The sequence below is a fragment of the Vibrio sp. 03-59-1 genome (genome assembly GCF_013114135.1).
Taxonomy (GTDB): domain Bacteria; phylum Pseudomonadota; class Gammaproteobacteria; order Enterobacterales; family Vibrionaceae; genus Vibrio; species Vibrio cortegadensis.
Map to the genome: position 1 here is coordinate 60,512 of NZ_VTYA01000012.1, position 14,860 is coordinate 75,371.

At 45.3% G+C, this 14,860-nt stretch carries 16 protein-coding genes; 4 read left to right on the forward strand and 12 right to left on the reverse strand.

Annotated features, from left to right (window positions below):
• Positions 1-46 precede the first annotated feature (46 nt).
• Both nudE and cysQ read left to right on the forward strand, forming a co-directional pair.
• Positions 47-604 (forward strand): ADP compounds hydrolase NudE, encoded by a 558-nt coding sequence (gene nudE / locus F0249_RS13320; RefSeq protein WP_113796192.1) that lies wholly within the window; start codon positions 47-49, stop codon positions 602-604.
• Positions 605-616: 12 nt separating this feature from the next.
• The gene (gene cysQ / locus F0249_RS13325; protein WP_017052057.1) at positions 617-1,444 is read left to right on the forward strand and encodes a 3'(2'),5'-bisphosphate nucleotidase CysQ; all 828 of its coding nucleotides are present in this window, start codon (positions 617-619) and stop codon (positions 1,442-1,444) included.
• A 168-nt stretch (positions 1,445-1,612) separates the two neighbouring features.
• On the opposite strand, the gene F0249_RS13330 is transcribed toward cysQ, so the two are convergent.
• The 12 genes from F0249_RS13330 to gspC all read right to left on the reverse strand — a co-directional run bounded on the left by F0249_RS13330 (position 1,613) and on the right by gspC (position 13,188).
• Positions 1,613-2,377, reverse strand: a complete 765-nt coding sequence (locus F0249_RS13330) for a type II secretion system protein N (protein ID WP_171756974.1) — start codon at positions 2,375-2,377, stop codon at positions 1,613-1,615.
• 1 nt (position 2,378) lies between these two features.
• Entirely contained in the window at positions 2,379-2,873 is a 495-nt protein-coding gene (locus F0249_RS13335) for a type II secretion system protein M (RefSeq protein WP_017052059.1), read from the reverse strand.
• A gap of 11 nt (positions 2,874-2,884) precedes the next feature.
• A complete protein-coding gene (gene gspL / locus F0249_RS13340; RefSeq protein ID WP_171756975.1) occupies positions 2,885-4,123 on the reverse strand; it encodes a type II secretion system protein GspL in 1,239 nt (412 codons plus the stop codon).
• Positions 4,092-5,144, reverse strand: coding sequence for a type II secretion system minor pseudopilin GspK (gspK, locus tag F0249_RS13345; RefSeq protein ID WP_171756976.1), 1,053 nt, complete (start codon positions 5,142-5,144; stop codon positions 4,092-4,094). Before gspK ends, gspL begins: the two co-directional genes overlap by 32 nt.
• Positions 5,137-5,856, reverse strand: coding sequence for a type II secretion system minor pseudopilin GspJ (gene gspJ / locus F0249_RS13350; protein ID WP_171756977.1), 720 nt, complete (start codon positions 5,854-5,856; stop codon positions 5,137-5,139). The genes gspK and gspJ overlap by 8 nt, the downstream gene beginning before the upstream one ends.
• Complete coding sequence (gene gspI, locus F0249_RS13355) at positions 5,843-6,202, reverse strand: type II secretion system minor pseudopilin GspI (protein ID WP_017052063.1); 360 nt, start codon at positions 6,200-6,202, stop codon at positions 5,843-5,845. The genes gspJ and gspI overlap by 14 nt, the downstream gene beginning before the upstream one ends.
• The gene (gene gspH, locus F0249_RS13360; RefSeq protein ID WP_017052064.1) at positions 6,192-6,809 is read right to left on the reverse strand and encodes a type II secretion system minor pseudopilin GspH; all 618 of its coding nucleotides are present in this window, start codon (positions 6,807-6,809) and stop codon (positions 6,192-6,194) included. Before gspH ends, gspI begins: the two co-directional genes overlap by 11 nt.
• Positions 6,810-6,897: 88 nt before the next feature.
• Entirely contained in the window at positions 6,898-7,341 is a 444-nt protein-coding gene (gspG, locus tag F0249_RS13365) for a type II secretion system major pseudopilin GspG (protein ID WP_017052065.1), read from the reverse strand.
• A gap of 72 nt (positions 7,342-7,413) precedes the next feature.
• Positions 7,414-8,640, reverse strand: coding sequence for a type II secretion system inner membrane protein GspF (gene gspF / locus F0249_RS13370; RefSeq protein ID WP_113796186.1), 1,227 nt, complete (start codon positions 8,638-8,640; stop codon positions 7,414-7,416).
• Positions 8,640-10,142: a type II secretion system ATPase GspE gene (gene gspE / locus F0249_RS13375; protein WP_017052067.1), complete on the reverse strand. Its 1,503-nt coding sequence runs from the start codon at positions 10,140-10,142 to the stop codon at positions 8,640-8,642. Before gspE ends, gspF begins: the two co-directional genes overlap by 1 nt.
• Positions 10,142-12,169 (reverse strand): type II secretion system secretin GspD, encoded by a 2,028-nt coding sequence (gene gspD / locus F0249_RS13380; RefSeq protein ID WP_171756978.1) that lies wholly within the window; start codon positions 12,167-12,169, stop codon positions 10,142-10,144. Before gspD ends, gspE begins: the two co-directional genes overlap by 1 nt.
• Before the next feature lie 89 nt (positions 12,170-12,258).
• The gene (gene gspC, locus F0249_RS13385) at positions 12,259-13,188 is read right to left on the reverse strand and encodes a type II secretion system protein GspC (RefSeq protein ID WP_040887159.1); all 930 of its coding nucleotides are present in this window, start codon (positions 13,186-13,188) and stop codon (positions 12,259-12,261) included.
• Between the two features lie 217 nt (positions 13,189-13,405).
• Here gspC and hslR point away from each other — a divergent pair, with 217 nt between their 5' ends.
• Positions 13,406-13,792, forward strand: coding sequence for a ribosome-associated heat shock protein Hsp15 (hslR, locus tag F0249_RS13390; protein ID WP_113796182.1), 387 nt, complete (start codon positions 13,406-13,408; stop codon positions 13,790-13,792).
• Positions 13,793-13,806: 14 nt separating this feature from the next.
• Entirely contained in the window at positions 13,807-14,697 is an 891-nt protein-coding gene (gene hslO, locus F0249_RS13395) for an Hsp33 family molecular chaperone HslO (RefSeq protein ID WP_113796180.1), read from the forward strand.
• The last annotated feature ends 163 nt before the right edge of the window (positions 14,698-14,860 follow it).

Consider the following 14,860-nt stretch of genomic DNA (forward strand, 5'->3'; position numbering starts at 1 on the left):
GAGACTCTCATCATTGAAAGTGACCAACGCTAAGGAGTGAGCGAACATGAGCAAAAAGAAAGGGCCTGAGATTCTGGCTCAACAGATCGTCGCTCAATCAAAACTATTCTCTATCGAATCAATGGATCTGCGTTTCTCTAATGGGGTTGAACGAACCTATGAACGCATGAAACCGAGTGGTCGCCACGCAGTCATGATGGTTCCTATTACAGAACGCGGTGATATTTTATTAGTGCGTGAATATGCCGCCGGAACGGAACGTTATGAGCTAGGCTTTCCAAAAGGGCTCATTGATGCAGGTGAAACCGCGTTGCAAGCTGCAGATCGTGAATTAAAAGAAGAGATAGGTTTTGGTAGTCACAAACTAACACCGTTAAAAGAGGTCATTCTCGCCCCCTCTTATTTTTCCAGTAAAATGACGCTGTTCATCGCTCAAGGCCTTTACCCACAAACACTGGAAGGGGATGAACCAGAGCCACTGGAAATAGTACGTTGGCCACTGGCACAAGCCGAAGAGTTACTGACTCATTTAGATTTTTGCGAAGCCAGAAGCATTACTGCGCTACTACTCACATTGCGAGCTTTACCGACACTCGGAGAATAAATAGGAACGTTTATGCCCATTACAAAAGATTTGTCTCATCTTATTCCATCAGTCATTGAAGTCGCTCGTTCTGCTGGACAGTTGATTCTAGATATCTACGAATCCAAACAGTATGAAGCGTTTACTAAAAGTGATGAAACTCCAGTAACGAGTGCCGATCTTGCCGCGCATAAATTGATCATGGAGCGACTGACCGAGCTCACGCCAGACATTCCGGTTCTTTCTGAAGAAGATACCGATATCAGCTTCGAACAGCGCTCTCAATGGAATCGATACTGGTTGGTTGACCCTCTTGATGGCACCCAAGAATTTATTGCTCGTAGTGGTGACTTCGCAACCATCATCGCTCTTGTCGAAAATAACAAACCGGTGATGGGTGTAGTATATGCGCCAGTTTCTGGTGTCACCTATTATGCCTATCAAGGGAAAGGGGCATGGAAAATCCCTGACATGGCTGAGAGCGTTAAGATTAAAACTCACAAACATGAAGGCAGTCAGCAATCTATTGCCATTGCGATCAGCCGTCGCCAAGACATCAATTGCATCACCAATCGCATGAGCGCTCAGTGGAATTATGATCTTGTTCCTCTCGGCTCTGCGGCACTCAAAGCGTGCTTAGTCGCAGAAGGAGCAGTGGACTGTTACCTTCGTTTAGGACCGACTGGAGAGTGGGATACCGCCGCGACTCAATGCATCGTTGAAGAGGCCGGTGGCCGAATATTAAGTACCCTACTGGATCCACTCTCATACAACGAAAGAGATACATTGGAGAACCCTAACTTTATTGTTATCGGTGATGAAGCCCTACCTTGGGACAATATTCTGCAAGTGAAAGATTAATCACCCCATACTCACAGGCATTCATGCAAACAAAAATCCCTCGACAAGTGCGAGGGATTTTTATTAAGTGCAGAAGCAATACACAGCTCAGTTTCAGCGAAACGTAATCCGTCTCTGCTAGACCTAGCCAGTTACAGCTAACCTAACCAGATTCTGAGAAACATCGGCTTAAAAACGGCCTTGGTAGTTAAACTGATACTTACCTTGTCCATCAGGATTACCTAACCATTTTAATTGTGACTTCATAGCCGCTGGGAATTCGGAGCCAGGTTTAAACCACGCTTGGCTGCTATAACGACGGTTAGGGGTTAACTCACCGGTAAATTCACTGCTAACATTGGAACTCTGCTGTCCACCCTTCGCACTGATCTTACTATCCGCACAAGTAAAGTCGGCAATCACTGGCCCTAAATCAAGGCTTCCAATTGGCGATTCAACACTGCTACTACTCCACGCCAGTGAACCTTCACCCGCTTGGCACCAAGGGCTCGCGTAAGTCATCTGCTTAATGGTTAGCTCCAATTGACCATTCAGAGTCACAGGAACGGGAATTGGCATAGGAGATAAGGCTAATGCTTGCTCTGCTGGCATTGACGCCACAACACTCTCCGCATAAGGGCCCGACAAACCATACCCAACCATGCCTTTACCATGCAGCCCAATATCACTGCCACGTCCAAAGCGGACGGCAAATTCAGCTTTCGCTTGGAATAGTTGGCTTAACTGAAAATCCCAGTTTGCAGCACCATAATTTCGCTTCTGCCAACTCACTTGATCCGCTCGACCCTGCCAAACCGTACCTTGAGCGCCTTCGATTTTAAGCCCTCGAACGCTCGGCATGTGTTGCAGTACAAAAGAGATGGGTAGATGAGCCAACAAACTGACTGAGAATACCAATACAAATATGACGCTATAAAGAATCCCGCGTTTCACTTCAATTGCCTCGCTTAAATTGGAGTCTATTCACATCAATCACACCCGATTTTTCTGAGCGGTCAATATCCATAAATTCAACCTCAACCCCTTTCTGATCTTTTAGATAAGCGATCCAAGAGAGGAACTGATTGAAAGGCACAGGTTTAATCCAAACCTGTAGCATTTCATTACGAGGTTGAACCCGAATTAATTCAATTTTATAACCTCGAGTCGAGGAAGAAATAATCTGGTTAAGTGGCTGATTAGAGACTTTAATGCCGCCAGCACTGCGTAACGCAACGATTTCATCCGCTTTATTTTCTACCCAACTAAGCAGCTGTTTCTCACTGGTGATACGAAGTTGAGCCTGTTCCGCTCGTACATTCAATGGTTGCAACAGCCCCCAGTAAATCACGCCAATTGTAAGTAACACTGAGCAACCAATCACTAATCGCTGCTCACGCTGGCTAATACTAGTCCACCACGTTTGTAGTAAGGAAAGTAAATTCTTCACTGTTTTCTCCCTCACTTACGCTTTAAGACGAAACTGCCCATCACCGAATCACCGGTGCGATTCAGTTGGCCTTGTTCAACATTAAATTGTTCAGACAACTTAACTCGTGCTTGTTCAAAATTTTGGAAATCGACACCGCTTGCTTGGAGGCGAACTTCGCCACGATTGCCATCATATTTTAAGCTTTGCAACTCAATACTAGAGATGGTCCCCAACGTTTTAGGCAGTAGGTTTATCCATGTAAGCATAGAATCCGCTTGGCCAGAACCAGACAAGCGTTGCTGCTCAGTCGTCATTTGACGCTTTAGGTAACTCACCGTTGGGATCTTTCTTTTATCAGGGAACACGCTACGGAAAATGCGTTCACTTTCGGCGCGATAAGCTTTCACCTGAGCTTCATACTGATTAACGAGTAACACTTGCTGCGTAGCTAAAACGGCGATCAAAAAGGTGCTAGCAATCGCGACTTTTTGCCACGTTTTCCAGTATTTCAGTAATGATGACTTGGGTTTAAAGTGCCCCGTTAATAAGTTGATAGAGCTGGCTATCGCCTCTTGCGCGAGGATCTGCATCACAAGCGTTGCTGGCTGCTGTTCCCACTTACAGGTTGAGCTAACTAACACGGATTCGTCGGGCAGTTCGCTGTAGCACTGTATACTTTGCTCAGCAGCACCTTCAGTATCCGCTTCCGAGCCTAAAAACCAATCTGACTGGCAGAACAGTGGAAGCCAATCTTGATCAACCGCCACCGCTTGATAAGCATTTTTGCGCATCAACCACTGCTGACCAACCTGCACCGCACTCATACCATTGTCTACGACTGGCAGTGCTAATCCATCCGGTAAGACTTTTTTGATCTCTATACCAAGCTGTTTGAATTGACCTAATATTTGGCTGAGCCAATTCTGATCAACCCCACAAACTGACGCTTTCTGACTTGATTTCTCTAAGACACTAAAATGCAGCTCATCGGCATCTTGAGCGATCTCATCTTCCACCAAATAAGGCAACATACTTTCAAACTGACGCGCTGCGCCTGCCGGAATATCAACCGTCGTCATAACCACATCGCTGCTCGACAGTAAGACGATCGTGGTTCTCTGCTGTGCATAAGGCACCAGCTCTTCTAATTGTAAATAACTGTCTAACTGGCCACTCGCAATCACTTCACTTTGGTTTGTAGACCAAACAAGCCATTGGATCGGTACATTATGTTCGCTACTCAGCCGAACGGTCAGAAACTCGCTCACTGATCCCTCCAAAACGACGGCGTACTACCGTCACAGTTTTCCGATTATCGCTGTACAAAAGGCTTCGGATCCGCACCCGCGAATCATCCACTAAAATTTGTGCATCCAATTCAAAATAAGCACTATCTACACTTAAGTAAGATTTTGCCTGCTTCTTTGTTTTCTCATTAACAGCGGCAATATCGGCCTCTGCCATAAATTCATCCACACTTGCCCAACCATCAAAAGGACGGCTTTCGATCAAGTCTTTAGCATTCGACTCACTGAGTTCAGGATCAAACATTGCGACTAAAAGCGTGGCTTGCTCCGGCGCGAGTGTATTCACATTTAAACGCCAATTGTCGGTTGGTAGGGCGCATACGAGATTATCAACTTTCTGAACCACGTCACCTTTAACTTGGTACACCGCTCGCAATTCACTGCTATCTGCCATTAAACTATTCGGCGAGAGATACGAGGGTTTCAACGCTTCATAAGTACTGTCTTCTACACCAGAAGAGGAGGTCACATTGGTATCGCTGTCGACAAATTCCCACACCGAATCCGAGATGACCTCTGCTGAATAATTTTCAACATCAGATTCCTCTAACAACCGTTGCAATACTTTAACCAAATATGGACGATCCGTAGATGAAAGATTCGCTTTTACTTGAGCTAATGCATTCAGATTAAAACAGGCTTGGCGATCAAGAATTCGCCCAGATACTTGTCCATAATCAAGTGGATACACTTGTTCTTCTAACGCCCAACCTTGGTTAAGATTCACGGTATCACTGTCTTTGTAGCTCTGTTCAATCGCCACTTTTGCTAACGATTCAACCCCTAAACTGTACCAATAGGCTTGCTGGTAATTCACCTGATTTCCGGCACGCTGAAATTGCACAAACAGACGCTCAGACATGCTGGCTGCGATGGAAGCCATGATGGCTAGTAACATCAAAACCACGATCAACGCGACACCCGTTTGTCGGTGTCTTGGTTGATTGAGCGCTTTCAGCTTCACACGAGAGGTATTAACCATTGTTGCCACCACTCACTTGAGAACTGCTGCTCGAATCCTGAGAATTAGCATTATCTTGAAGCTTAATGCTTCCGCCCGACGTGAGGTAAATCCGCTCAATTTCGCCAAAATCTTCAAGAGTTAGCACCACAGAAACGGCTTTGGGTAGAGAGAGTTTACTCTGCCACTGTTTCTGCCAGCTTTTTCCATCGTAAAAACGTAAATCTAAACTTTCCACTTGAGTCAGCAGCGGTGTCACCACGCCAGCTTGCCCTGCTGGTGTATCGGGATAACGCCACCAGACACGCTCAAGGGTGGATTCTTTTAATCGATAGCCGACTTTAGTCACTTCCCCACGAGGAAATTGCTGTTGTGGGTTATGCCAACCTAAACGAGCAAACATGACCCCTTTCGCGTCAGAGTCCAACAGATACTCTTGCCACTGAAGAAGGGCAGATGTCGGCTCTTCGCCATCAGTACGGAACTGCCTCAACGCCATTTGACGAAAATCACTGTCCATCATGACCAGTGAACGTTGAAGTTCATTAATTCGAGTGCTGCGCTCTAAAGAGACTTCATTACTGCGCTGTATTTGATTCACCACCTGATAAGCCGCAAGACTTAAGGTAGAGAAAATGGCTATCGACACCAAAACTTCAATCAGGGTAAAGCCTGCAGATTTGATGGATGAACTCGCGGTTGAGCGGTTTGAGGATCGTTTATTTAACCACATAACTTCTCACCGTCGATAATGGGCTTCCGCCTTTCTCTAATGAAGCACTCACATCAAACGCCTTGAGTAAGTCGCCACTGGTGTTAACCGGCGTTACTTTCCAATACCAAGTTCTACCTGCCATTTCAGCTTCGCCTTTCTGAGCTTTTAACTTATCAGTGCTCAGCAGTACTTTCGCCATCTGGTTATCAACCACCATTCCTGCGAACATCTTCTCTTCTAGATAGCTGACAGTATTAATATGCTGAGTCACCGATCGAATCACGCTTATGGCTGCGGTCGCAAAAATCGCGAGTGCCACCAGCACTTCTAACAACGTCATCCCACGAGTTCGGTTATTCTTCATCGCTCTCTCCAGGGGTGAGTAGATGCACCGCTCCCGTCTCTTTCACGGAAATACGCCAACCATCTTGAGCAGCATCTCCAACGTTGGGATAAATCGCTAAAACAAACGGAGTCAGTTCACCACTTGAGAGTAAAAAGAGTTGTGGTGGTTTTTGAGGTTTTTTCTTCTTTTCATCAGCGAAGAGATTGTCAGATTGTGTATCTCCGCCGAACATGTTCTCATCAAATAAGTTGCTCGGCTCAAAAAGTCGGTCATCACTTCCCCACGCGCCACCGCCCAAGGTTAGCTGAAGTGCGATACTTTCATCTAACTCTGTCACCGCTGGAATTCGGTCCATCTCAAGCTCTTGCCAACCATCAGCCGTCAGCGTGAGGTAAACATAAGTCGACTTACTCTCATCAACTCGAATACCAAAATCTTTACCGCTTAGCACCGCTTCTTCATTGAGTAACATGAAGCGCTGATAAAAGCGTTGAGCCTGTTTTTTACTAAGATCATCACTATTATCAGGCAGCGTCGCGATCACCGCTACGGCACTAACGGAAAGTAGTACCAATACCAGCATAATCTCAATGAGGGTAAAGCCTGTGGCTCGTTTGATCGTCATACTATGTTATATAACCGCCGTATCACTTGATATTGATCGGGGCTCATAAGAGTAAAATGGGCAGCGAAATCGCTACCCACGCTATCTCTTATTGAAAGTCCTGAATGTTCCAGTTGCCAATGTCGGCTGAGATATCTTCGCCGCCTTCTTGACCATCAGCACCAAGGGTAAAGATATCAATATTGCCATTATCACCAGGGCTAAGGTATTGGTACTCATTGCCCCATGGGTCATTTGGAAGACGCTTGATGTAACCATTGTCACGGTAATTACGTGGCTCTGGGCTGCTTGGTTTGGTGACCAACGCTTCTAAGCCTTGGTCTGTTGTTGGGTAAACGCTGTTATCTAGCTTATACATATCTAACGCATTTTCTAACGCGATAATATCGGTCACGGCTTTCTGTTGGTCGGCTTTCTCTTTGTTACCTAACAAGTTCGGAACAACAAAACTTGCGAGTACGCCTAAGATAACCACCACAACCATGACTTCTAACAGTGTAAAGCCCGCTTGTTTTTTCATTCTATTTTTCATGTTTCTCTCCGAACTAAAATTCTCTAATTGCTGACAAGACAGCTCTAAAATTGACTGCGTATATTGACGACACTACCCACTAATTAAGTTATTCATTTCCAGCATTGGCATCAAGGTTGCCATCACAATAAACAGCACCAAACTCGCCATTAACGCGATCAGTGCAGGGGTAAAAATACCCAACGCGATATTGACGGTAGATTCAAAGTTTTGATCTTGTGTGTTCGCCGCTCGTGTCAGCATCTGCTCTAACTGACCACTTTGTTCACCACTGGCGATCATATGCAGCATCATTGGTGGAAACAATTTGGTTTGTTCAAGGGCTTTACGCAAACTCGAACCTTCGCGCACATTATCGGCTGCGGCCGTGACTTGATTTTTCACATACTGATTCGACATCACATCCACTGCCACTTTCATCCCTTCCAGAATAGGGATCGCACTCGACGTACAAATCGATAATGTATGAGCAAAGCGGGAGGTGTTTAATCCTTTCGAGATCTTTCCAATCAGCGGCATCGAGAGGATTTTTCTATCCCAACTCAGACGAATGCTAGGTTTACTCAAGGCAAGCTTGCAAAGATATATGCTGACCACGACCACAAAGAGCAACATCAGCCCCCAGTTTTGAATAAATTCGCTGGATGCTAGCAGTATTTGAGTGGATTGAGGCAGCTCTTGACCCATCTGCAAAATAGGTTCGACGATTTTTGGCACCACGCTTGCCAGCAAAAATGACACAATCACCACGGCGAAGACGACAAGCACAACCGGATAGATCATCGCTTGTTGCAACTTAGAACGCATCTTTTGGCGGTTTTCAGCATAGTCGGCAAGTCGCTCCAAAACGCCATCTAAATGACCAGATTTTTCACCCGCAGCAACCATTGAACGAAACAGTTCATCAAAAATATGCGGATAATCCGCAAAACTGTCTGCCAACGTGTAACCTTCCGTCACCTTTGAACGAATAGCGGCCATCATGGTGCGAATTCGTGGTTTTTCAGACTGCTCAGAAACGGCTTTTAAGCACTCTTCAAGTGGCATGCCTGATTGTACTAATGTCGATAACTGACGCGTAATCAAAGCAAGATCAGGCGTACTGATGCCACGCTTAAAACCTGAAGATTTACCACTGGCTTTATCAGCTTTCGCTTTGGTCTGTGTTTCCACCACTTCAATCGGGACTAAGCCTTGCTCTTTTAAACGCTGGCGAACTTGACGAGCATTATCACCTTCGATAACCCCTTTTTTCTGTCTGCCTTTTTCGTTTAAGGCTTTGTATTCAAACGCCGCCATTATGCTTCCTTAGTCACTCGCATAACTTCTTCAAGCGAGGTTATGCCACGTTTCACTTTCGCTAAGCCATCATCACGAATACTTGGCGTTTTAGAGCGGATGCATTTATCAATCGCTTGTTCACCCGCTTCGCCATGAATCAGTTCTTGGACGGATTCATCTATCATTAGAAGTTCATGGATACCCGTTCGGCCACGGTAGCCTTTGTTATTACACTGCTCACAACCATGAGCTTTGTACAGCACCAACTCTTGATCACTGCCGAGATTAAACAGTTTCTTCTGCTCATTATCGGCTTGGTAAGGCACTTTGCAGTCTGAACATAATGTTCTCACTAAGCGTTGAGCCAATACTCCCAATAATGATGACGAGATGAGGAAAGGTTCGATCCCCATATCACGCAGACGAGTAATCGCACCAACAGCGGTATTCGTGTGCAATGTCGACATCACTAAGTGACCCGTTAATGATGCTTGAACCGCAATTTGCGCCGTCTCTAGGTCACGAATTTCCCCGACCATCACCACATCGGGATCTTGACGAAGAATGGCACGTAAACCACGCGCAAACGTCATATCCACTTTTGGGTTAACTTGAGTTTGGCCAATACCGTCGATATCAAATTCAATCGGGTCTTCAACCGTGAGGATATTTCGCTCGTTGCTATTTAGCTCTTGCAAGCCCGCATACAAGGTGGTTGATTTACCTGAACCCGTCGGGCCCGTCACCAAAATAATACCGTGAGGTCGTTTGATTAAACGGCGGAAATTTTCATGATTTTCGGCTGTCATGCCTAAACTGTGTAGATCTAAGCGGGTCGCGTTTTTGTCTAAAAGACGCATTACCACACGCTCACCGTGTGACGATGGCATGGTCGAAACACGCACATCCACCGCTCGGCCACCAATACGCAATGAGATACGGCCATCTTGTGGAACACGCTTTTCTGCAATATCCAACTTCGCCATCACTTTAACCCTCGACACCAATAGTGGTGAGAGTTTACGGCTTGGCGCTAGAACATCACGCAACACACCATCGATACGGAAGCGAATCGATAAGGTTTTTTCGAATGTCTCAATATGAATATCAGAAGCACCCTCTTTGATCGCCTCACCAAGCATGGCGTTGATCAATTTGATGATAGGTGCGTCGTCTTCCGACTCAAGTAGGTCTTCATCTTGTGGTAGTTCTTCCGCAAGAGAGAAGAAATCATCGTTATCGGCTCCGATATCTTCCATTAACTGACGCGCTTCCGACGAATCACGTTGATAGGCATCGGTCAGTTTTTTTTCAAACAGCTCTTCTGAAATCGCTTCAGGCGTAAAAGCCCCTTTTAGCACTCGACGAACTTCCATTAATGCCGCTGCCTTGATGGGCGCAACATAAAACAAGATCGGGGGACGCTCAGGGTGAGCGTACTCCAATACCAGTTTAAATCGGTTGGCGAAACTAAAAGGTAGACGACGATAAGCTGGCGCCGTATCCAACATATCAACCATTATTGCGTCTCTTTCATTTGATCTAGAAACGCTTGAATTTCTGCGGGATGACGAATGTCATCACCAAACTCAGGCAATACCGGAATCAAGCTGTTATCCATCAACTTCAAGCCTTGATCCGCTTTGAATAGCTGCTCAGCTCGAATGTAGTTGTATTTACGTTGAGTAATGCCATCAGCACTCATGCCATCACGAATAATGGTTGGCTTAATGAACACCATCAGGTTCTTTTTCTCAACTTGAGTGCTGGTTGATTTAAATAGGTGCCCCAAATACGGAATGTCACCTAATAGCGGCACTTTAGATTCACTCTCTAATGCACGCTCATCAATCAGACCACCAAGCACCAGCATCTGTCCATCTTGCACAATCACGGTCGTATTAAGCTGACGTTTAGCAAAACGGACATCAACCGCACCATTCGCGCCAAGAACGTTCGATACTTCTTGCTCAATTTGTAGCTGAACCGAGTCGCCTTCGTTGATTTGTGGTACCACTTTCAGCTTGATACCCACTTCTTTACGATCAACGGTTTGGAATGGGTTGTCATTACCCGAACTCGCACTTGAACCCGTCAATACCGGCACTTCTTCACCCACGATGAAGGAAGCTTCGCCATTGTCCATCACTGTAATGCTTGGAGAAGAGAGAATATTCGAATTAGAGTCTGTCGCGACAGCACTAATCAAGGCAGTCCAGTCACCCATGACTACACTCATGGCTGCGCCGTTCACCTTCCCTAATGCGCTTGCTAAAGTAGAGTAATCACCTTCTTCGGTTGTCTCGCGACTTTCCCATTTATTGTCCGTAGAATTCCAATAGCTCTCTGTTTTGGTTGTATCTTTCGCTTCTTCTAAACCAACCATCACTTGGCCGATTGATGCGCCCGTGTTGCCGTACTGGATCATCGCGCCGGTTTCTAGGTTGCCCCACTGAACACCTAGGTTCACCCCGTCGCCTTCTGACATCTCAACAATCAATGCTTCAATCAGTACTTGCGCACGACGAATATCAAGCTGAGCAATCACATCTTGAATCGCATTCATGATATCTGGCGGAGCGGTGATCACGAGAGAATTGGTGCCTTTATGCGCCGCAATCACGACATCACCGCGCTTAGTTTTACTGTTCTTACCGCCCGACTGTTTCTCCGCTTGCAGGTTGTCTGATACGCCTTTTAGCACATCCACCATGTCTTCTGCTTTCGCGTATTTCAGGTAAACCACACGGTTATTACCTTTGGTCGCCATTTCAACATCCAGTTGTTCAATCAGACGACGTAGGCGTTCACGCACTTTCGGGTCACCTGAAATCAGAATCGAGTTGGTGCGCTCATCGGCCACCAATTTAGGCTGTAAGAAAGCAGGGGTATTTTTTGTATTAGTGGTTTTATTTAACGCTTCAACAATACGTACCATTTCAGCAGCAGAGGCATTTGCTAGCTCTACTACTTCAATCTCTTTGTCACCCGCTTGGTCAACACGCTTGATGATTTCCGCTAAACGATTCACCACCGCTGCACGGCCAGTAATCAAAATAATGTTAGCAGGGTCGTAGTGAACAACGTTACCCGCGCCCGCATTATCATTTAGCTGACGTAATAATGGAGATAATTCACGAACAGATACATTTCTCACCGCCACAACACGAGTGATCACGCTGTCGCCTTTAATGCGTTCGTTATTACCCACAACAGGAATTGCTGAGGTTTTTGCATCTTTCGCTTTAATGATTTTCAAGATGCCGGTGTCCATTTCAACCACCGCAAAACCGTAGACTTCTAATACGTTCAAGAAGAAGCTGTAATACTGCTCTTCATTGAGTACATCGTAACTACGGACGTCGATTTTTCCTCGAACGGCAGGATCAACAATGATGGTTTTTTCTAGATTTCGACCAACAATATTGATGAATTCTTGAATGTCTGTTCCTTTAAAACTCGCACTAAAATCATTTGCGATAGCCGCTGGAGTACAGAATAAGCATCCCGCTAACAACCATGCACTCTTCTTCAACCAATGTTTCACGAACCTCTCCCTCTACTCACCCCATGTGGCATGAGTCTGTCTTCTTATCTTAAATGTATAATTCGTTATCAATATCGATGATGGTGTCGCTAAAATTCAATATAGATGTCGTGTTGCTGTCCATCTCTCTCGACAGTGAGACTCAGCTCTGTCAAATCAGAAATCGACCTAAATATTTGCCCCATCGCCTTTGGATCGGTGAGGTCTAACCCATTCAGTTGCGTGGCTATATCGCCGCTTTGTAAACCAACCGACTGAAATAACTCTGGCTCTTTACCCGGGCTAACGCGATAGCCTCGTACTTTACCACCCTGCTTAACTTGGGATAGACGAACGTATTGGAATATCTGTTGTGGATCACGAGTAATCGTTTGTTTTATCTTGGCTAACTTATCACGAGCGCTTGATGGGTTGTTACCACGGACATTAGAAACGGTTTTTTTATTACTCGGTTCTGAAACAGAAAGCTTCTTATACTCTAACCCTTCGAGCATTAACGTCTCATCTCGTCCAGAGTTATCAATAATGACTCGATCGATCAATACCGCTTTCAACTTAGCGCGAGTGCCTTCAATTTCTTCATTGATACCGTATGTCGCTTGCTTACCGCGATTGGCTATAACCGCTAAACTGGTATTAGGGTTTGAACTTGCCACCGCACCCACGAGCACAAGATTAAGACGTGTTTTCGGCGCATCTTGCACAACAGGTTTAGCGATCACTTGAGGTCTTTTTTCATCATAAGCGCCAAACAGGTTGATACTTTGTAAGTCAGATAGATCCATCTGCTGCGATTGATGATTACCACGGTTTTGAGAGACTTGCGCTTTCCATGGGACTAGAGCTCCGCTTTGAGGCTGAACGAACCATATGATTTGCCCTAGTATCCAAGCAGACGCTGCGATTAAGACTAGTGTTAGTACAAAACTGATCTGTTGCTGGAGTGCTGGCCCGTTATTCAATAACCGCATATATAGCGGGCTACTATTGATTCCGCTTCCGAGCTCTAATCGTTTCAAAAATTCGATTCCTTCTTCATTCTTGGCTTTCTACCATACGCATATTAACCGCCAATTTTATCGCGGGTAAAATAGGGACGAACTATAACACAGTCAACAAATTAGGCTGAGAGCGAAGACTGAATTTGCAAGTAACCTTGAAAAATTTGATCGCAATCACCATTGTTAGCAGCAGTATATGACGATTCACCATCTCACTTAGAGGTACATTCGCGTTATGAGTTCCCCAACATCAGCAGTAAGGCTAGACAAATGGTTATGGGCGGCACGTTTTTACAAGACTCGTTCCGTTGCTCGTAACATGGTTGATGGTGGCAAAGTCCACTATAATGGTCAACGAAGTAAACCAAGTAAAATTGTTGAACTTGGGGCAGTTATCACTTTGCGTCAAGGAAATGAAGAAAAAACCGTCACTATCGAGAAAGTCTCTGATCAGCGACGAGGAGCACCAGAAGCTCAAACCCTTTATACAGAAACACAAGAAAGCGTGGCCAAGCGTGAGCAACATGCACAAGATCGCAAGTTACATGCCGTTAGCCCAAGCCCTGAACGCCGCCCTGATAAAAAGCAGCGCCGCAACATCATTAAATTTAAGCAACAATAAGCTGGATCGCCCTTATGACAACGAAACCAACGGCACAAAACGTTTTAAACCGCTACCTATTTGACAACCTATCGGTTCGTGGCGAATTAGTGCAATTAGACGAAACTTACCAACAAATTATATCTAGCAAAGAATACCCAGCACCCGTTCAAAATTTACTGGGTGAATTGCTAGTAGCCACTACTCTATTAACGGCAACGTTAAAATTTGAAGGTTCAATCACACTACAACTTCAAGGCGATGGTCCCGTATCTCTTGCGGTAATCAATGGCGACCACGATCAGAAAGTTCGTGGTGTCGCACGCTTTGAAGGTGATATTGCTGATGACGCTGGTTTACATGACCTTATTGGTAAAGGCCACCTAGTGATCACCATTACGCCGAAGAAGGGCGAACGCTATCAAGGTGTTGTTGGCTTAGAGGGTGACAACCTTGCACAAGTGCTAGAGGGTTACTTTGAGCGTTCAGAGCAACTTAAGACTCGACTATGGATTCGCTTAGGTGAACACCAAGGTAAAGCTCATGCAGCGGGTATGCTGTTGCAGGTAATGCCGGATGGAACAGGTTCTCCTAACGACTTTGAGCACCTAGAGCAGCTAACCAATACTGTTAAAAATGAAGAACTGTTCACTCTTGAAGCAAATGAGCTGCTTTATCGCTTATATAATCAAGAAAAAGTACAAGTATTTACACCTCAAGATGTGGAATTTCATTGCGGCTGTTCACGTGAACGTAGTGCATCTGCCATCATGACGATTGCAAAAGAAGAAGTTTACGACATTCTTGCATCGGAAGGATCTATTTCTTTACATTGTGATTACTGCGGCACGAATTACACGTTCGACAAGAGCAACGTAGATACCATGTACAGCGATGCTGCCAGTGATAGCAACACTGTTCATTAATTTGCATAAATTAAGAAGCACATAAAACTCGTACTAAGGCCAGCATTTCGCTGGCCTTTTTTGTGATCCAAACCCAGTCATAGCAAGGCTTAAACGGCCAAATTCCTCACTTATTTTTTTGAAAGTAATAATCATTTAGCTCTAGCGCAAAGGATTGCGGACA